General features: G+C 59.0%; 18 protein-coding genes. 5 read left to right on the forward strand and 13 right to left on the reverse strand.

Features of this window, described 5'->3' with window-relative positions; all coding sequences use genetic code 11:
• The first annotated feature begins 49 nt into the window (after window positions 1-49).
• From ilvC to ACS4RR_RS10955, 3 genes are all read left to right on the forward strand, one after another.
• A complete protein-coding gene (gene ilvC / locus ACS4RR_RS10945) occupies window positions 50-1,069 on the forward strand; it encodes a ketol-acid reductoisomerase (RefSeq protein WP_026154226.1) in 1,020 nt (339 codons plus the stop codon).
• Window positions 1,070-1,373: 304 nt separating this feature from the next.
• Complete coding sequence (locus ACS4RR_RS10950) at window positions 1,374-2,435, forward strand: polysaccharide pyruvyl transferase family protein (protein ID WP_260296549.1); 1,062 nt, start codon at window positions 1,374-1,376, stop codon at window positions 2,433-2,435.
• A 115-nt stretch (window positions 2,436-2,550) separates the two neighbouring features.
• A complete protein-coding gene (locus tag ACS4RR_RS10955; protein ID WP_260109017.1) occupies window positions 2,551-3,852 on the forward strand; it encodes a Coenzyme F420 hydrogenase/dehydrogenase, beta subunit C-terminal domain in 1,302 nt (433 codons plus the stop codon).
• Here the strand turns inward: ACS4RR_RS10955 and ACS4RR_RS10960 are convergent.
• From ACS4RR_RS10960 to ACS4RR_RS10970, 3 genes are read right to left on the reverse strand one after another with little or no spacing between them, the layout of a single operon-like run.
• Entirely contained in the window at window positions 3,826-4,800 is a 975-nt protein-coding gene (locus ACS4RR_RS10960) for a beta-xylosidase (protein ID WP_017964997.1), read from the reverse strand. The genes ACS4RR_RS10955 and ACS4RR_RS10960 overlap by 27 nt on opposite strands.
• A gap of 32 nt (window positions 4,801-4,832) precedes the next feature.
• Window positions 4,833-5,432, reverse strand: a complete 600-nt coding sequence (locus ACS4RR_RS10965; RefSeq protein WP_170255044.1) for a histidine phosphatase family protein — start codon at window positions 5,430-5,432, stop codon at window positions 4,833-4,835.
• A complete protein-coding gene (locus ACS4RR_RS10970; protein ID WP_260109016.1) occupies window positions 5,429-6,532 on the reverse strand; it encodes an inositol-3-phosphate synthase in 1,104 nt (367 codons plus the stop codon). Before ACS4RR_RS10970 ends, ACS4RR_RS10965 begins: the two co-directional genes overlap by 4 nt.
• Window positions 6,533-6,678: 146 nt before the next feature.
• Here ACS4RR_RS10970 and ACS4RR_RS10975 point away from each other — a divergent pair, with 146 nt between their 5' ends.
• Window positions 6,679-8,427 carry a hypothetical protein gene (locus tag ACS4RR_RS10975; RefSeq protein WP_260109015.1) on the forward strand — a complete coding sequence of 583 codons (1,749 nt, stop codon included), beginning with the start codon at window positions 6,679-6,681 and terminating at the stop codon, window positions 8,425-8,427.
• Window positions 8,428-8,458: 31 nt separating this feature from the next.
• Here ACS4RR_RS10975 and ACS4RR_RS10980 read toward each other — a convergent pair whose 3' ends face one another.
• The 8 genes from ACS4RR_RS10980 to ACS4RR_RS11015 form a co-directional block, all read right to left on the reverse strand.
• Window positions 8,459-9,202, reverse strand: a complete 744-nt coding sequence (locus ACS4RR_RS10980) for a TIGR04290 family methyltransferase (RefSeq protein ID WP_162116044.1) — start codon at window positions 9,200-9,202, stop codon at window positions 8,459-8,461.
• A 24-nt stretch (window positions 9,203-9,226) separates the two neighbouring features.
• Window positions 9,227-9,490, reverse strand: a complete 264-nt coding sequence (locus tag ACS4RR_RS10985; RefSeq protein ID WP_407751652.1) for a DNA-directed RNA polymerase subunit alpha C-terminal domain-containing protein — start codon at window positions 9,488-9,490, stop codon at window positions 9,227-9,229.
• A gap of 250 nt (window positions 9,491-9,740) precedes the next feature.
• The gene (locus ACS4RR_RS10990; RefSeq protein WP_456190078.1) at window positions 9,741-10,328 is read right to left on the reverse strand and encodes a class I SAM-dependent methyltransferase; all 588 of its coding nucleotides are present in this window, start codon (window positions 10,326-10,328) and stop codon (window positions 9,741-9,743) included.
• Complete coding sequence (locus tag ACS4RR_RS10995) at window positions 10,318-10,653, reverse strand: type II toxin-antitoxin system RelE/ParE family toxin (protein WP_260109013.1); 336 nt, start codon at window positions 10,651-10,653, stop codon at window positions 10,318-10,320. Before ACS4RR_RS10995 ends, ACS4RR_RS10990 begins: the two co-directional genes overlap by 11 nt.
• Window positions 10,637-10,888, reverse strand: coding sequence for a ribbon-helix-helix domain-containing protein (locus tag ACS4RR_RS11000; RefSeq protein WP_260109012.1), 252 nt, complete (start codon window positions 10,886-10,888; stop codon window positions 10,637-10,639). Before ACS4RR_RS11000 ends, ACS4RR_RS10995 begins: the two co-directional genes overlap by 17 nt.
• Before the next feature lie 118 nt (window positions 10,889-11,006).
• Entirely contained in the window at window positions 11,007-11,384 is a 378-nt protein-coding gene (locus ACS4RR_RS11005; RefSeq protein ID WP_017964989.1) for a type II toxin-antitoxin system VapC family toxin, read from the reverse strand.
• Window positions 11,384-11,593, reverse strand: a complete 210-nt coding sequence (locus tag ACS4RR_RS11010) for an AbrB/MazE/SpoVT family DNA-binding domain-containing protein (protein ID WP_017964988.1) — start codon at window positions 11,591-11,593, stop codon at window positions 11,384-11,386. Before ACS4RR_RS11010 ends, ACS4RR_RS11005 begins: the two co-directional genes overlap by 1 nt.
• 350 nt (window positions 11,594-11,943) lie before the next feature.
• The gene (locus tag ACS4RR_RS11015) at window positions 11,944-13,065 is read right to left on the reverse strand and encodes a branched-chain amino acid aminotransferase (RefSeq protein ID WP_456190079.1); all 1,122 of its coding nucleotides are present in this window, start codon (window positions 13,063-13,065) and stop codon (window positions 11,944-11,946) included.
• Window positions 13,066-13,310: 245 nt separating this feature from the next.
• Here ACS4RR_RS11015 and ACS4RR_RS11020 point away from each other — a divergent pair, with 245 nt between their 5' ends.
• Window positions 13,311-14,531 (forward strand): aminotransferase-like domain-containing protein, encoded by a 1,221-nt coding sequence (locus tag ACS4RR_RS11020; RefSeq protein WP_170260736.1) that lies wholly within the window; start codon window positions 13,311-13,313, stop codon window positions 14,529-14,531.
• A gap of 304 nt (window positions 14,532-14,835) precedes the next feature.
• Here ACS4RR_RS11020 and ACS4RR_RS11025 read toward each other — a convergent pair whose 3' ends face one another.
• A complete protein-coding gene (locus ACS4RR_RS11025) occupies window positions 14,836-15,879 on the reverse strand; it encodes a DUF2278 family protein (protein WP_260109009.1) in 1,044 nt (347 codons plus the stop codon).
• Between the two features lie 207 nt (window positions 15,880-16,086).
• Entirely contained in the window at window positions 16,087-17,142 is a 1,056-nt protein-coding gene (locus ACS4RR_RS11030; RefSeq protein ID WP_456190080.1) for an aldo/keto reductase, read from the reverse strand.
• Between the last annotated feature and the right edge of the window lie 93 nt (window positions 17,143-17,235).

Genomic DNA, 17,235 nt, shown 5'->3' on the forward strand with positions numbered 1-17,235 from the left:
TTCCGCTTTAATGACAGTCAACAAGACAAGCAAAGGGAAGGAACTTCAAATGCGCGTCTATTACGATCGTGATGCCGATCTCAACCTCATCAAGGCCAAGAAGGTCGCCATCATCGGCTACGGTTCGCAGGGCCGTGCCCATGCGCTGAACCTCAAGGACAGCGGCGCCCAGAACGTCGTCATCGCGCTGAAGGCCGGTTCGCCGACCGTCAAGAAGGCCGAAGCCGACGGCTTCAAGGTCATGACGGTTGCCGAAGCTGCCGCCTGGGCAGACCTGATGATGATGGCCACCCCGGACGAACTGCAGGCCGACATCTATAAGGCTGACATCGCCGGCAACATCCGTGACGGTGCAGCCATCGCCTTCGCTCACGGCCTCAACGTTCATTTCGGCCTCATCGAGCCGAAGGCTTCGGTCGACGTCGTCATGATCGCACCGAAGGGCCCGGGCCATACGGTTCGCGGCGAATACCAGAAGGGCGGCGGCGTTCCCTGCCTCGTTGCCGTTCACCAGAACGCGTCCGGCAATGCGCTTGAACTGGCGCTCTCCTACGCCTGCGGTGTCGGCGGCGGCCGTTCCGGCATCATCGAAACCAACTTCCGCGAAGAGTGCGAAACCGACCTGTTCGGCGAACAGGTCGTTCTCTGCGGCGGTCTGGTCGAGCTCATCCGCGCTGGTTTCGAAACGCTGGTTGAAGCCGGTTACGCGCCTGAGATGGCCTATTTCGAGTGCCTGCACGAAGTGAAGCTCATCGTCGACCTGATCTATGAAGGCGGCATCGCCAACATGAACTACTCGATCTCCAACACGGCCGAATGGGGCGAATATGTCTCCGGTCCGCGCATCATCACCGCCGAGACCAAGGCCGAGATGAAGCGTGTCCTCAAGGACATCCAGACCGGCAAGTTCACGTCCGATTGGATGCAGGAATACCGCGCCGGCGGCTCGCGCTTCAAGGGCATCCGCCGCCTGAACGACAGCCACCAGATCGAGGAAGTCGGCGCCAAGCTGCGCGGCATGATGCCCTGGATCGGTAAGAACAAGCTGGTCGACAAGTCGGTCAACTAAGCGGTCCTGTGACATAAAATGAGAAAGTCGGAGTGAAAGCTCCGGCCTCCAGACTGCTGACAACCCCCGGCTGAGCTGGGGGTTATCTACTTCATCGCGACATGCAGAAGAAACGGCTCCCGAACAGGCGGCAATCGCGCACCGGCTGGTCACGTCACGCCGCGACAGGTTCCGCCGGTTCGATGCGAATTGGCGCTCTCAGGAGAACTTCTCGTCGCGGACCAAGAGGCGAGCTTCGGTTTGTTGGGAACGGAACTGGAACTGAACGGTTATCGGAGGGTATTCGATATGCTTCAGGGACCAAATGCTTAAGGTCGGGATTCTTACCTTTCATCGCTGCATAAACTACGGCTCCTATTGGCAGGCACGCTGTCTGGCCGAAGGCCTCGCGTCCATGGGAGTCGAAGCCGTTCTCCTGGAACACATGTCCGATCGCGTGAACCGCGCCGAATGGCAATGCGCGCTGCAACCGCTGCTTCCTGTTGCAACGCCGAAGGAAGACCACCCGCTCTATAAAGCGAAGATCCGGAAATTCTTTCACTCCTTTGCCAGCTTACCTCTTTCATCGCCTTTTCCCTTGGAGAATCCGGCCGCAATGGACGAGTTTTCGCTCGTCGTCGTCGGCAGCGACGAGGTGTGGAACCTTCGCCATCCCTGGTATGGCGGGTATCCAGTGTTTTATGGTGAGGGCCTGCGATGCGGGCGCACTATCTCCTATGCCGCGACATTTGGAAGTCTGGCATCGTCGGAGCGGCTGGAGGGTTGGGCGGAAAAGTTGCGAAAGTTTTCTCATATTTCAGTCCGGGATCTCCATTCGGAGCGGATCATCCGCGAGACGTTGGGACGGGAGCCAGAACTCGTTCTCGACCCGTGTCTGCAATTTCCGCAGATGAAGACTGCGAGCAGAGATGACGGGGATGCGGCATCTTATATAGCCGTTTACGGGCACAGTTTTCCAACCTGGTTCCAAAATGCGGTGCGCCGGTGGGCAGGAGATCGGGGCTACCCGCTCGTCAGCATCGGCTATCGGAACGATTGGGCCGACGAGCAATGGATCGATGCCGGGCCGGAGGACTTCGCCAGGTTCATATCCGACGCTAAGGCTGTCGTGACGAACTTCTTTCATGGGTGCGTGTTTTCGCTTGTCAACGAAAAGCCGTTTGCATGCGTCCTCTCCGATTATCGCTCCAACAAGATTCGCGATCTGATGCAGCTTGTCCGCGCCGAGCATCATGTCCTCACCGAGGATATGATTCCATCGCATCTAGATGTTATTCTTGATAACCCACTTCCCGCGGCTATCTCGCAACAAATAACTTCCTTGCGTCATAGATCCACCGCCTATCTCAGCCATGCCTTGCAATAGCTCCCAGCAGCAGGATCATCTCACTGCGGGCATCGGCCCCGGGGATATTGCGGCCTCCGGCCTCTGCATCGGCTGCGGCTCCTGCGTCGCAAAGTCAGCACGGCCTGATGTGCGCATGGGACTCGACCGATACGGGCAGATGAAGCCCACAGCCCCACGGACTTGGTTGCAGGGCGGTGATGAAGAGTTTGCCCGAATTTGCCCGTTTTCGCCAATGGCTCGCGACGAGGACGAATTGGCGGCCGAATATTTTCCCCGCGCGAAAAACCAAGACCCTCTACTGGGTCGTTTCGAGGCTGCTTTTGTCGGCCATGTCGAGGAAGGGGAATACCGTTCGAAGGGCAGTTCCGGGGGCATGGTCACCTGGGTGGCGGCGGAGCTGCTGCGCCTGGGGCTGGTTGACGGTGTGGCTCACGTCAAGGAGAGCGATGATCCGCTGTTGGAAGGGCGCCTGTTTCATTATTTGCTGTCACGCAATCTGCAGGAACTTCAGGCCGGCGCCAAATCTCGATATTATCCAGTCGAACTTTCCGGAGTGCTTCAGTCCATTCGCGAGGCGCCCGGCCGGTATGCCGTGGTTGGTATTCCCTGTTTCATCAAGGCGGTGCGACTAGCCTGTGCCGATGACCCAATATTGAAGGAGCGCATTGCCTTCACGCTTGGGCTGTTTTGCGGCCATATGAAAAGCGCGCGCATGGCTGAAAGCTTCGCGTGGCAGATGGGTGAGGATATCGGAAAGGTTAAACGGCTCGACTACAGGATAAAGTCCCCGGATCGACCTGCGAATTGGTATCGGACGCAACTGACACTCGAAAACGGAGATACGCGTGCCCAAGACTGGTGGCATCTGGCCGATGGGGACTGGGGGGCGGGCTTTTTTCAGAATTCCGCCTGCAATTTCTGCGACGACGTCGTTGCGGAAACGGCCGATATCGCTTTCGGGGATGCCTGGAAGGAGCCCTATTCCTCGGATGGACGCGGGACGAATGTGGTTATCGTCCGCTCAAAGGCCCTTCTGGATGCGATCTTTGCGGGGATAGATGACAAGAGGATCGCACTGTCTCACGTCGACGCCGATTTTGTTGTAGCGACCCAAGCTGCGGGATTCCGTCAGCGTCGCGAGGGCCTCTCATTCCGTTTGACCTGGCCACGTAAGGGTATGCGCCCGCGCAAACGTGTCCGTGCCGGCAGCCATAGTCTGTCTTCGCAGCGCAAGGCGGTCTACATCATGCGCTACTGGATCAGCTTTTGGAGTCACCGGGTCTTTTCAATCGCCCGTTTCCTACGCAGCCCCAGACTTTACATCCTGTGGGCTCGTGCGGCCTTGGCATGCTATCAGGGGGTGGCTTATTCCCGAGGGCCGATCGGCAGGATAGCCCGGAGCCTGGGTTTAGCCGGCTCCGAGGGACGCACGTGATTCGAGGCCCAGCAATCGGGCAGCTGACTTGGCAACGCGTGACATATGTCCGCTTTCCTGGCGCGGTGCGTAGCGCTCAACCATTTCCTCGCAGAACCCGGCAAATTCTTCGGGCACCAGAGGCGGACTCGTATGGTGCGGCGCGATACCTCTATGCTCGGGCGTGAAGCAGAATGTCGCCGTTACGTCGAAGTCTTCGAGGGCACGCATCTGCCGGTCGAACCAGTCGAGGGCATTGGGCCGGAATCGGTCCGCCCAGGAAAGCCCGGTGCGCACAGATTTTACTCCCAAGCGCTTCATCCAGGCGGCGGCTTCATCCAGCCGCGGGTCTTCGAAGTGGAACCATTGCACCAGCCCGAAATCCGGCGTGTGTTTGGCAAACTCCTCAAGCGCCGGTTTGGGCGTTCCGTCTTCACGCAGAATGCCCATATAGTAGTGCCGGTAATAGGAGGAGCCTTCGGCTTCGCGATGACGGGTGGTTGCCTCCCATGATCGGGGGAGGTCGTAGAGGCTGTACCATTGCAAGCGCTCGACTTTACCCTTGAGCAACTCGGCAGTTCGTTGCAAACCCCACAACTGCACTTCCTCGGCGCCGAATGTCGAGACACCCACTTCGCTGACCCAGATCGGCAGATCGGTGACAGCGCGAATTTCGTTGATCTTCTCCGGCCACTCATGGATCTGCCAGAGGTTCCAGTCGAGCGGGAATCCATGCAGCGCGACGGCATCGAGGTGATCGAGCACGCCGTAATTTTTCATGCGGCTGATGAAGAGGGGGTCGATTGGAGATATCCCGCCGAGTACCTTCGTCAGTTCCGGATTCTTGGCTCCGATGGCATCGGCGGCGAGGATTGCCATTTGCGCAAATAGGCTCCATTCAGGATCGATTTCCGGATCCCAGTGCGATTTGTTGTTCGGCTCGTTCCAGATCATTGCAGCTTCGATCATTTGACTTCCCCGGGCAGGATTTAACGAACGGGTTATAAGGTCACTTCGTTGAGCGTCATCACTTTTGCACCCCAGTCACCGATCACAACTGTCGTGACGGAGGCGGGCGCAATATCAAATCTGGGCCAAGCATCGATCGGCAATCCCAGGACGTGACTCACACCCGCCTTGATGACATCGGCATGAGAGACCAGAGCTATTCGGTTTTTGTCACCGCCGCTGGCCAAAGTCTCCATTAGGCCGAAGATCCGAGTTTGAACGTCCAGCATCGTCTCGCCTCCTGGCGTGCGGGTGAGGCTACGTGTGGTATTCCACCGCCGCCACAGAGGATCGTCATTAAGGACTTCGAACGTCTTTCCGGACCAGTCGCCGAAATTCACCTCGTCCAAAGCATTGTCTGTTTGCGGTAGAGACAGACCACAGGCCGATGCGATACCTTCTGCCGTCTCCCGTGTACGTTCGCGCGGGCTGGTGTAGATCTCAGTGATGTCCTCGCGGCGCAGCCTCTGCCCGAGACCCTGAACTTGCGAGCGGCCGGCTTCGCCAAGCGAAATCCCGGCCGTACAGCCGGCCAGGAAATTCCCGACATTGTCGTGGGCGGCGTGGCGGACCAGGAAGAACGTTACCGTCATTCCGCGGCCCCGCGCAAAACATCCTCCAGGTCATCGATGAAATCCTGCGTTCGCCGGCGGGCCTCGTAATCAGTGAACTGCTGCGGCGGCGATTTCATGAAATAGCTCGACGGCCCTGTCAGGGCTCCGCCAACGCCTCGGTCGAGGGCCAATTTCGCGCAGCGTATCGCATCGATGACCACGCCAGCGGAATTGGGGGAGTCCCACACCTCAAGCTTGAGCTCTGCGTTGAGCGGCACGCCGCCGAAAGTGGTGCCTTCAAGCCTGATATAAGCCCATTTCCGATCGGTGAGCCAAGGGACATGGTCGCTCGGTCCGACATGTACATCGTCTGCTGGAAGCGGAATATCCAATTGGCTGGTGACCGACTGGGTCTTGGAGATCTTCTTCGATTCCAGCCGCTCGCGTTCCAGCATATTGAGAAAATCGGTGTTTCCGCCGAAATTGAGCTGATAGGTGCGGTCCACACGGACGCCCCGTTCGCGGAAGAGATTCACGAGCATTCTGTGGACGATCGTTGCCCCCACCTGGCTCTTGATATCGTCGCCGATGATCGGCAGCTTTCGGGCAGCGAACTTCTGCTGCCATTCCGGTTTGGAGGCTATGAATACCGGAATGCAATTGATAAAGGCGCAACCTGCCGCCAGCGCCTGTTCGGCGTACCACTTCGTTGCCTCTTCCGAGCCAACGGGAAGATAGGAAATTAGCACTTCCGTCTGGCTTTGCCTGAGGATTTCCGCCACGTTCGCTGAAGGCTCGGTCGATTCCTCGATCCGATCCCGAAGATACTTCCCTATCCCATCCATCGTCCTGCCGCGCCTTACCTCCACGCCAATCGGAGTGACATCTGCAAAACGGTGAGTGTTGTTCGGCTCGGCGTAGATCGCTTCCGCGACATCTCGCCCTACCTTTGAAGCGGCAACATCGAAGGCGCAGGATATCTCAATATCGTGCACATGATAGCCGCCGAGATCAGTATGCATGAGGCCTGGAACCGGCTCGTTTTCCCGGGCGTTATCATAGTATGTAAGTCCTTGAACCAATGACGAGGCGCAATTGCCAACTCCCACCAATCCAACGCGAATGGATTTCGAACGCATGGTTCCCTCCAGGGGCTGCTTTCTGAGGCATCTACAAAGCTAACAAGCGGGAGCCGCAACGGTTCCCAGTTCTTCCGATTTTTTCAATTGCGACTAACGATCATCCAGCCAGTTCGGGCAGGCAACGTGGCAAAGAGGAGGACCGGATGCTGGTCTATGGCGATGTCGAGCACATCGAGAGCGCAGCAGCGGTGCGCGCATCGATCAGAGGATTGATGATGGCGTGTATCGAAATGCAGCCAAGCCGTCAGCGCCACGAAACTCTAGTCCAGGCGTTCATCCTGACCGGAGAATTGGTCCAGGCACTGGCCGATCTAGAATTCGGGAAAAAAGGCGCCGACGATGTGTCCGAGCTTCAGGACGCCGGCGCGAAACTTTTGCTCATGCAGGCGCGGGAGGTCATGCAGTCGTGGCGAGACGGATTTGCCGGGATTTTGTCCTTTCCAAAAGATTGGACAGCCAAACTCGAATCTTTAGACAGCACCGATCCGGTACGGATGAAGCGGGCAGAGGGCTACGCCTTTTATGCTTTGTATCCCGAGAGCTATATCGAAGCGGCTTCGATCTCGAAACTAACGCCTCAGACGGTCGTCATCGGGATACGGAGCATCGGGACCGGACTGGCGGCCATGGTTTCCGCAGCCTTGGGTGCCGAGCCTGCCTATTCGCTGCGGCCGACGGGCCACCCGTTCGAGCGGCAGGTAAATGCTACGCCCGATTTTTCCAAGCGCATCCTTGCCCATCCCGATACCGATTTTGCTATCGTCGATGAGGGGCCGGGGCTATCGGGGAGTTCGTTCGGCTGTGTCGGGGACTGGTTGCAGGCAAATGGCGTGGCGTCCGGTCGGCTTCACTTTTTCCCAAGTCACGCCGGTGAGCCGGGTCCGCATGCGAGCAAGACGCATCTGACCCGTTGGCGAGACCGACCACGCCATGTCGTCAGCTTCGATGATCTTACTCTGAAGGCCCAAGACCCAAAACATCGGCTGCACACATGGGCGGCCGATGTCGTTAGCGTTGCGAGATCGTCGTGGCGGGATCTGTCCGGTGGCGCATGGCGCGGCGTTCGGTATCGCGATCCTTCGCATTGGCCGCCGAGCCACATGCAGATGGAAAAACGCAAGTTCCTGATGGAAGCCGAAGGAGAAGCCTGGCACGTCAAGTTTGCCGGGCTTTGCGGGAGCGACGTGGACAAGGCGCGCAGAGGCTCTTTGCTGAGCGAAGCCGGCTTTATTCCGAGGATTGTCGGCACCTGTTACGGATTCATCATCGAAGAATGGATAGATGGAACGCCCCTCGACAATAGCGGTGTAGGCAGGCGCCACATGGTGGATCACCTCGGACGTTATCTTGGTTTTCGGGCCCGTCACCTCCCGGCACGAAACGGCGGCGCGTCGATCCAGAAACTTTGCGAAATGGCAATTTTCAATATCGCGGAAGCGGCAGGATCGAACACAGCAGAAATATTGAGGCGCGCAATAGGCATGCCCGAGCGGCTAGCCGGACGATTGCGACGGGTCGATACGGACAACCGGCTTCACCCATGGGAATGGCTGACGAGCACCACCGGGCGGATCATAAAAACGGATGCGCTCGACCACAATGCGGCCCATGATCTGATTGGGTGCCAGGACATCGCCTGGGACGTCGTGGGTGCTTGCGTGGAGTTCGAACTGTCGAGCAAGGAGCGCGAACGTCTTGCCGATCTCGTCGCTCGGCAAGCGGATTGCGACTTGCGCGACGATGTACTCAGGTTTTTTGAGGCTTGTTATCTCGGTTTTCAGATAGGACTGTGGTCGCAGGCTAGGGGCAGCGTCGACTGCGCCGAGACAGCGCGCATTGAACGCACCATCAAACGTTACCTGGACCGCCTGCCCCAATTGATCGATATTTGACTGCAGAAGCGGTTTGGGACCTGAATTTCTATCAGCAAAGTGCCGGAGGCGGTTCCGCCATGGGATGGCGCGTCCCATGTTCCACCAGATAAACTTCCCGTTCCGGATTTGCACGAATGACAAAGCCAGTGCTTCTCAGCATCGCTTCGACCGCCGCCTTGTTCGGAATGAACCAATTGGTGGGGTCGCCGGCGTAACGTTCTTCCACGAAATAAAGCTTCGGAAAGCCGCGCTGCTCAAATATTGTCGCGTCGGAGAAGTCGTAATTTTCCTCGAGTGCCGCGACTTCCTCTTCACCCCGCTGCATGCATTGAAACAGCATCTTTCCGCCGACAACATGCTCATGCAGAAGGTCGAGTGCCAGTAGCGGATGCCGCAGGTGATAAAGGACACCCATGAAAAGGACCAGGTCAAATCTCTCCCTGAGTTTTTCCACCTCGTACACCGACATCAGCTTGAACTCGATATCCTCACCTGTCTCTCTGGCTGCGAACTCAGCTTGCCTGAGATAATGCGGGTCGGAATCGATTCCGACGACCCGCCCGGCATTTCTCCTTTTCATTTCAAGCGAGTAGAACCCGGCGTTGCAGCCGATGTCCAGAACGCTGCATCCGTTGAGATCTTCAGGCACAACCTGCTGAAAGTGTGCCCATTTGAAGGACGGATAGTCACCGAGGAAATGATCCGGCGCGGTTTGAACGCCGTTAATTCGCAGATTGTGAAACCATGGCCTCAGGGCTGCGATGTCGCTTTCCAGTCGAGCTTTCTCATTCATTCCTTACTCCAATCGCAGCGTCGATCATTCCTTAGAATGCGCCGCCGAGATGTGTGTTCGGTTGCGCTTGAATTTTCTAACAGCCGACCGTATCTGCTCAACGGACCGAGGGCCGATCCCCGAGAGTTTGAGAAGTTCGGCGTTCTTCATGTCTGCCAATTGGCTCATTCGGTGAATTCCGCTTCTGGCGAGCGAACGGGCAATCCATCCTGGGAGACAGGTGGTCAACAAGAGATCTTTGGTATCTCCCCGTCCAATCCTCGTCCGCTTTTGAGATACCTGCGGCATGTTCAGCTATAGCCGGCTTCGTCAGATTGTGATCGAACCCCCTTGATGGTTTTCGGTTCCCGCTGAAGAAGAAAAATCCGACGATCGTGCGCGAGTTTCTCGATGTCTCAGCCGACACGAAACGACTGGGAGCCAACACACTCAAGGAGAAGGGTTTGTTCTCTATTGACGGAGGGGGAGCGGCGTTTTCACCTGAAATCGCGACGGCGCCAAGAACTGCGTGCCGAACATAGGGCGGAAGCTCTGGCCTTTATCGTTGCGCGCCCACCACGAGCCAGCGGGTCGGCTTGCCGTCATAGCCGCCGCCGTCGCTTTCGCCGATGGCGATATTCCGCCAGCCGCCCTTCGTCAAAAGCTCCGACAGCCATTCGGCTGAGGGGTAGTTGTAATAACGACCGAAGCCGTCATGGCCTTCCGCATCGCCTGCCTTGAATGTCGCGTGAATGATGCCGCCAGTCCTCAGGGCACGCCGGATGCGGGCGAAGACGGCGGGCAGCTCGGGCCTCGGGACGTGGAGAAGGCTTGCCTGTGCCCAGACTCCGTCGAAGGCGCTATCGGCGTCGAGCTCTTGGAACAACATGACCCTGATCGGCCTGCCGATCAGCACTTCGGCCTTTCTTGCAAGCTCGGCCGAGCCATCCGTCGGCGTCACGTCGAAACCGTGCGCCAGCATGTAGGCGCTGTCCTGCCCGCCGCCGCAGCCGAGTTCGAGGATGGCCGCACCCGGCGCAAGCCCAGCGAGAAAGGCATCGAGCTGCTGCTTTGGCAGGCCGCGCGCCCGGTTGGCGTAGGTCTCGGCATTTTCCTCATAGAAGTAAAAGGTGCGCTCAAGAGGCATGCTGTTCGGCCGATCGCGGGCGTTGGTTGGATTGAAGATGTCTTTCGGGAAGCCGGTCCGCGTCGATGATGTCAATGACGACCATCCCTGCCGATGTCACCCGGTAGAAGGCGACGTGGCGCATGTGGAGGAGGCGGCGAAGGCCGACGCCGAGTTCGTCGCACTCTTCTCCCATGGAGGGAGCATGGGAAAGAAGCACGAAAATCCTGTCCCAGTCGAGAAGATAGGCGTCTGCCTGCGCCTCGCCGAAGTTGAGGCAAGCATATTCGTCGATGCCTGATAGCACCGCGTCCGCCTTTCGGGTCAGCCTATAGGCTATTGTCACGCAGCTTCGCCTTCGTTTCCGACAGGATGTCGGGAATGCGTCGATCGCTCGGGCCGCTTTCCTCAGCCTGTCTCAGGATGTTGCGCAGTTCGTCGTCGTCAAGCTTGTGATGGAGCTGGTCCTTCAGAATGAGCTCTGTCAGGAATGCGTCAGCACTGCTGTATCTGCCGCTTGCGACACGGTTTTCGACGTATTCCGCCAGATTATCCGGAAGCGAGATCGTCATTTTCGCCATTGGATTCGGTGCCGCCTGCACATGCCGGTTTTCAGCCATTCCAGATGCCAGATTATCATTTCCCGGTTTGTGATAGAACCGTTGTGCCCAGCCGTCGAGGGCTTGGGTCACATGCGGATCAGTCTTTTTTATCGATATAGATGACGCGTTCGAGATCCTTGAAATGGGCATCGCAGGTCAGGATATCGGCATCGTGGCGCTCCGAGGTTGCATAAATGATCGCATCGGCGGTGGCGAGTTTATGGGCTGCCGATATTTCGGCAGCACGGCGAGCAAGCGTCGTGTCGAGAGAAACAACCATGCATGTTGCGGTATAAGCGATGAAGCTGTCGACGGCTTCCTCGTCCTTTTCGCGTGCCAGCCATTTGGAAAGCTCGAGCTGCACGATCGTCGGAACGATGCATTGATCGCGTTCCGGGATTTCGGCCTGCAGCTGGATTCCAGCAGCACTTTTCGTCAGCCATTCTATCCATGCGGAGCTGTCGATCACGCGCATCAGAAACGGTCGTTCCGGTCGCGGTAGTTTGTCTTGTCTGCACCTTCGGCGATGCCGCGAAGATCGGCAAGCGTCGGGACCGGCATTAGCAATACGCCTTTGCCTTTGGGAATGAACACGAATTCCTGTCCCGCCGACCAGTGTTGTTGTTCGCGCACTTCCTTGGGAATGGAGATCTGGAATTTTGTAGAGAGGGTTGCGGTTGCCATTCTTACCTTTCCTCTATCGATTAATAGATAGTAAGAAATCACTTGGCATCGGTCAATGGCGAACCGTTTTGGCGTCGGTACTATTTCTGTCGCCAAATGGGAAGTTGACGATGGTTTTTCCCGGCTGACTTGGCCCCAAAAAACCGGGCGGCGTCCGTTTCGAAAGCGATCCGCGGATTGCTTAATGGCTGTCGGCTCGAAGAACATACGTAATGTATCGTGCAGATCGAAACGAACTCCGACGAGGGCGGAATAGATCGCCAGCCCGACGGCTTTCCGGGCGAGGCGGAAAGCGGCGCGCCTCCACCATGTCGGTGCTGACGCCGCCGTTGGTGTGGAACGTCCGGATTTCAGGCCGGGATGAGGCGCGTCCAGCCGTGCTCATCGTTCGTTACGCCCTTCTGCAGACTGACGAGCTGCTGGCGCAGTTCGCTGGTCAACTTGCCGGTGTGTCCGTCTCCGACTGGAAATTCGCCGCCGGCATGTCGAACCAGGCCGATGCCCGCCAGGACCGCGGCAGTGCCGCAAGCGAAGGCTTCGGCGAGCCTGCCACTGGCAGCGTCGTCTTGCCATTCCGCGAACGAGTAGGGGCGCTGCTCGACGCGCAAGCCCCTTTCTTCGGCGAGTACGATCACGGAGGCCCGGGTGATGCCCGGCAGAATCGTGCCGCCAAGGGGCGGGGTCACTACTGATCCATCGTTCATCACGAAGAAGATGTTCATGCCGCCGAGTTCTTCGACCCAGCGGTGCTCTGCGGCGTCCAGGAAGACGACCTGATCGCAACCCTTCTTCGACGCCTCGGCTTGCGCCACGAGGCTGGCTGCGTAGTTTCCGCCGCATTTTGCCGCACCCGTGCCGCCGCTGGCTGCACGGGTGTATTCGGTCTCGACCCAAAGGGAGACGGCCTTCGCGCCGCCCTTGAAGTAGGCGCCGACCGGAGAGGCGATGATGCAGAAGATATATTCCTGAGCCGGACGAACGCCGAGAAACGCCTCGTTGGCGAACATGAAGGGGCGAATGTACAGGCTGGCGTCGCCGGACGGAATCCAGGCCTTGTCGACGCGGACCAGTTCTTCGACCGCCTTCAGGAAGAGTTCTTCCGGCACGGGAGGCATCGCCATGCGGTTTGCCGACTGCATGAAGCGGCGGGCGTTCTCTTCAGGCCGAAAGAGCAGGATCCGGCCATCATCTGCCTTGTAGGCTTTCATGCCTTCAAAAATTTCCTGAGCATAGTGCAGCACGGCGCTTGCAGGATCGAGCTCCAGAGGACGCCTCGGCGTAACCTTCGCATCATGCCAGCCCTTGTCGGCAGTCCATCGTGCCAGGACCATATGATCCGTGAAGACCTTGCCGAAGCCGGGCGTCGCCAGTGCCTTTATGCGGTCGGCGTCGGAGACGGGAGACTTGTGGAGTTCGATTTTGATTTCAGGAGGGGCGTCGTCGCGGTCATTGCTGGCACCTTGATAGTACATTGAATAGTGGCGGCGACACTACTGCCGCCGGGCTGGTCTTGGAAAGGTCTGAATCGGCCGGTTTCGGCTTTGATCAGCGGAATAATCGCTTGATGGGGCTGACATCGAGCAGCAAATTCTGGATCGAGCGCCTTGATATCGGATGGCGTCTACACTTGTCACCGTGACAAGAAAATAGGTCAGTATTATTGACATAATTTCCGCGGCATGATTTGTCGGCGGTATAGAAAATACGAGGAAACTCCATGCTGAACTGGGACACCATGTTTGCGTCGCGCTCGTCGCGCATGCGCGCATCCGAAATCCGCGAGCTCTTAAAGCTTCTCGACCGGCCCGACATCATCTCCTTTGCCGGCGGCATTCCTGATCCGGCGCTGTTTCCGGATCGGGAATTCAAGCAGGCCTATGCCGATATCTTCGACGGCGCCGCCGTCAATTCGGCGCTGCAATATTCGGTCAGCGAGGGCTACAAGCCGCTGCGCGAATGGCTGGTCGGGCAGATGGCGGCTCTCGGCATCCCTTGCGAGCTCGACAATGTCTTCATCGTGTCCGGTTCGCAGCAGGGTCTCGATTATCTCGGCAAGCTCTTCCTGTCGCCTGATGACACCGCACTCGTGACATGGCCGACCTATCTCGGCGCGCTGCAGGCCTTCAACGCCTATGAACCAGCCTACGACCAGCTGACGCCGAACGGTAATCGGACGCCCGAGTCCTACCGCGCGGCCGCTTCCGCTGCCGGCGGCAAGGTGAAGTTCGCCTATCTTTCCGCCGACTTCTCCAACCCGACCGGCGAGACCGTCGATCTCGACGGCCGCAAAAAGGTCTTGGCACTGGCAGAAGATCTCGACATCGCCCTCATCGAGGATGCGGCCTACCAGTCGCTGCGTTACGACGGCGATCCGATCCCGCCGATCCTGGCGCTCGAGATCGCCGAGAAGGGCCATATCAACGATACGCGCACGATCTATTGCGGCAGCTTCTCGAAGACGCTGGCACCCGGTCTTCGCGTCGGCTTCATCGTCGCAAACGCGCCCGTCATCCGCAAGCTGGTGCTGATGAAGCAGGCGGCCGACCTGCATTCTTCGACGATCAACCAGATGGCGATATCAGATGTCGCCGAGCGCGGCTTCGATGCGCAGGTCGCCAAGATCAAGGCCGCCTACAGCAAGCGCCGCGACTGCATGCTGGCCGCACTTGACAAATACATGCCGGAAGGCACCAGTTGGACGAAGCCGGAGGGCGGCATGTTCATCTGGATCACGCTGCCCGAGGGCATGGACGGCGCCAAGCTGCTGGCGAAATCACTCGAAACCGCCAAGGTCGCCTTCGTGCCCGGCAAGGCGTTCTTCGCCGATGGTTCAGGCGCCAACACCTTCCGAGTCAGCTTCTCCTGCGCCAACGAGCAGATGATCGAAGACGGCATCGGCCGCCTGAGCGCGCTGATCTCGGCCGAAATCGGCGGCTGACGTGAGAGGTTGAGGAGAGGGCGTGCCGTGCGGCCCCCTTCCGACCCTTCGGGCCCCCTTCTCCCCGCTGGGGAGAAGAGGAAGCAAGCCGTAAGCTTTCGCTTCCATAACGAACGCTTTCGAGGAGGCGAGGCGTTGCCGCGAATCTCTTCTCCCCAGCGGGGAGAAGGTGGCGGCAGCCGGTTGAGGGGGTGAGCGGCAGAGAGCCGCGAATGCACTGAGCGCAGGCGAAGAGCAACATGTGGCACAAGCCATACAGCTCCATAGGCTCCCCGTTTTGCAAACCAGGCAGCCAGGGCGCCGATCAGAAGATCGTCGTCCAACCTTCGTTCGCCGTCTCGCTCTTGCCGTAGCCGACCCGGTCGGCCACGGCGCCGTCGGCATTGCGCAGGATGATGTCGCCGCCCCTGTTGGCAAGCTGCGGGCCGCCGGCTGCGGCATCGAGCGCTATGGTGCGCAACTCGCCGGCGCTAAGCGATCCCGACAGCGTCTGGCTCCTGCCGTTTTCGTCCTCCAGCTTCCAGCCGTCGAGCGATGCCTCCATGTCGGAGCGGTTGATGATCGTTACCGTTTCGGCCTCGGTGCCGCCTTCGCCGTTCACCGGGTTGATCAGCGCGGCGACGATGCGCAGCGACGAGGCGACGATCGGCTGCGGCCGGCGTGTGCCTTCGCCGCGGCCCTGGCCGCCGCGGCTGTCGGAAAGCGGATGACCGGTCATCGCATCGGTGTTCCAGTTCTGCGACTGGAAGCAGAGGAAGATCGCCGCCCATTCGTCGGTATCGTTGAAATGGACGAGCAGGGCGCCATCCTGGTTCGGCCCGTTGGTGGCCTTGAAGCTGCCGCCGTCGCCCTGGTTCATGTGGATGTCGTGGATGCCGTTGCCCGGTTCGAAGTCGAAATATTGGTCCGGCTTGTTGTTCTCAGGCCCCCAGGCCTCGCCGAAGGCGTAGAAGTGTACGTCGGAATCGACAATGCCCTCCTGGACGATCGGCTCGATGAAGTCACGCAGGTCGTTCTTCGGGCCGGTGAGCTGAAAGGGCGCGACATTCATGTCCTCGCGCTCGATCAGCCCGCCGCGGACATAGTCGATGGCAAGCTCCGGACGGTCCTTGCGGATGTCGGTCAGGCCCATCGGCAGGGCTTCGAGCGCCTCGGTCAGCGCCGGGTGCTTGAAATCGACGATATTGGCGTAGAGCAAGTCGTGTGGCGATTCCTTGGAGCGGACGTTGAGCGCGATGCGGTAGCTGACGCCGTTCGCCTCAATGCGGATCTCGATGTGCGGATCGTTGTCGTCGTCAAGAGCGAGTGCGCTCGCCGTACCCTTCAGGACGTTGTAATTCTTCAGCATGGAGAACCTCGCGGCGAGTGGCGGGGTCTTACGATAACACGGCGAAAGCGCATCTTTTGTGACGGCTAAAGTATGGCGCGATCTTTCAGATTCGCCTGCCACACTTTAGGTCTTTGATTTGAGCATGTCGCGGTCGCAAAACCGCTGCATACTTTTGCGCGACATGCTTTGTCTTCCGCCGTGCAACGCCGGATCCGCTATCGCCTATTACTGGAGATGCGGGCCGAAAAGCTCCAGGTCGGCTTCACCAAGCCTGTCGCTAACCGTGTTCAGCTGATGCCAATAGGGATAGATCACCGGCGGCAAGCTGACCGCGTCGAGGCGCTTGCGTTCGTCGTCCGTGAGTTTCAGCTCGGCAGCGGCGATGTTGTCGCGGAACTGGGCTTCGGTGCGGCCGCCGATGATGACCGAGGTCACGGCCTTGCGGCCGATCAGCCAGGCGAGCGCCACCTGTGCCGCCGAAACGCCGCGCTCTTCGCCGATCGCGACCAACGTCTCGACGATATTCCAGAGCCGGTTCTCGTCGCGGATCGGCGGTTCGGTCCAGCCGGCGAACTGGCGCGTGCCTTCGGGCGCTGCCTGGTTGCGGCGATGCCTGCCGGAGAGCAGGCCGCCGGCGAGCGGGCTCCAGACCAGCACGCCGAGTCCCTGATCGATCGAGATCGGCAGCAGCTCGTATTCGGCGTCGCGCGCCTCCAGCGTATAGTGGATCTGCTGGCTGACGAAGCGCTGGTACCGGTGCTCGTTGGCGATGCCGAGCGCCTTCATGATGTGCCAGCCGGAATAATTCGAGCAACCGACGTAACGCACCTTGCCCTGCCTGATCAGGGTGTCGAGCGCTTCCATCGTCTCTTCCAGCGGCGTCTGGCCGTCCCATTCATGCACTTGGTAAAGGTCGATGACATCGGTTTTCAGGCGCTTGAGGCTCGCCTCGCATTCGCGGATCAGGTGGTAGCGCGACAGGCCCTGGTCGTTCGGGCCGTCGCCCATGCTGAAGCGGGCCTTGGTGGCGAGCAACACGCCCTGCGGCCGCTTGCCGCCGAGTACATCGCCGATGATGTTTTCGCATTCGCCCGATGAATAGGCATTGGCAGTGTCGATCAGGTTGATGCCGGCATCGATGCATATGTCGATCATCTTGCGCGCCTCGGCGACGCCGAGGTCGCCGACGGTCTTTGCCCAGCCGACGCCACCGAAGGTCATCGTGCCCATGGTCAAAGTCGAGATCTTCAGGCCGGAACGGCCGAGCAGACGATATTCCATTGAAATTCCTCCCTCATCGAAATGTGAGTGACGTAGCGCAAAGCACGGCAATGGCAAATTGCCGCGCGTTCACGCCTGCGTGAACTCTCACAC

The sequence above is a fragment of the Rhizobium zaerense genome, assembly GCF_051810725.1.
Classification (GTDB): Bacteria; Pseudomonadota; Alphaproteobacteria; order Rhizobiales; family Rhizobiaceae; genus Rhizobium; species Rhizobium leguminosarum_I.

Coding starts and splice junctions, on each gene's coding strand:
- ACS4RR_RS10975 (WP_260109015.1), top strand. CDS start 6,679: ATGCTGGTCTATGGCGATGTCGAGCACATCGAGAGCGCAGCAGCGGTG.
- ACS4RR_RS10970 (WP_260109016.1), bottom strand. CDS start 6,532: ATGCGTTCGAAATCCATTCGCGTTGGATTGGTGGGAGTTGGCAATTGC.
- ACS4RR_RS10960 (WP_017964997.1), bottom strand. CDS start 4,800: ATGATCGAAGCTGCAATGATCTGGAACGAGCCGAACAACAAATCGCAC.
- ilvC (WP_026154226.1), top strand. CDS start 50: ATGCGCGTCTATTACGATCGTGATGCCGATCTCAACCTCATCAAGGCC.
- ACS4RR_RS10985 (WP_407751652.1), bottom strand. CDS start 9,490: ATGCCGCAGGTATCTCAAAAGCGGACGAGGATTGGACGGGGAGATACC.
- ACS4RR_RS11020 (WP_170260736.1), top strand. CDS start 13,311: ATGCTGAACTGGGACACCATGTTTGCGTCGCGCTCGTCGCGCATGCGC.
- ACS4RR_RS10990 (WP_456190078.1), bottom strand. CDS start 10,328: ATGCCTCTTGAGCGCACCTTTTACTTCTATGAGGAAAATGCCGAGACC.
- ACS4RR_RS11000 (WP_260109012.1), bottom strand. CDS start 10,888: ATGGCGAAAATGACGATCTCGCTTCCGGATAATCTGGCGGAATACGTC.
- ACS4RR_RS11015 (WP_456190079.1), bottom strand. CDS start 13,065: ATGTACTATCAAGGTGCCAGCAATGACCGCGACGACGCCCCTCCTGAA.
- ACS4RR_RS11010 (WP_017964988.1), bottom strand. CDS start 11,593: ATGGCAACCGCAACCCTCTCTACAAAATTCCAGATCTCCATTCCCAAG.
- ACS4RR_RS10965 (WP_170255044.1), bottom strand. CDS start 5,432: ATGACGGTAACGTTCTTCCTGGTCCGCCACGCCGCCCACGACAATGTC.
- ACS4RR_RS11005 (WP_017964989.1), bottom strand. CDS start 11,384: ATGCGCGTGATCGACAGCTCCGCATGGATAGAATGGCTGACGAAAAGT.
- ACS4RR_RS11030 (WP_456190080.1), bottom strand. CDS start 17,142: ATGGAATATCGTCTGCTCGGCCGTTCCGGCCTGAAGATCTCGACTTTG.
- ACS4RR_RS10950 (WP_260296549.1), top strand. CDS start 1,374: ATGCTTAAGGTCGGGATTCTTACCTTTCATCGCTGCATAAACTACGGC.
- ACS4RR_RS10955 (WP_260109017.1), top strand. CDS start 2,551: ATGGGACTCGACCGATACGGGCAGATGAAGCCCACAGCCCCACGGACT.
- ACS4RR_RS10980 (WP_162116044.1), bottom strand. CDS start 9,202: ATGAATGAGAAAGCTCGACTGGAAAGCGACATCGCAGCCCTGAGGCCA.
- ACS4RR_RS11025 (WP_260109009.1), bottom strand. CDS start 15,879: ATGCTGAAGAATTACAACGTCCTGAAGGGTACGGCGAGCGCACTCGCT.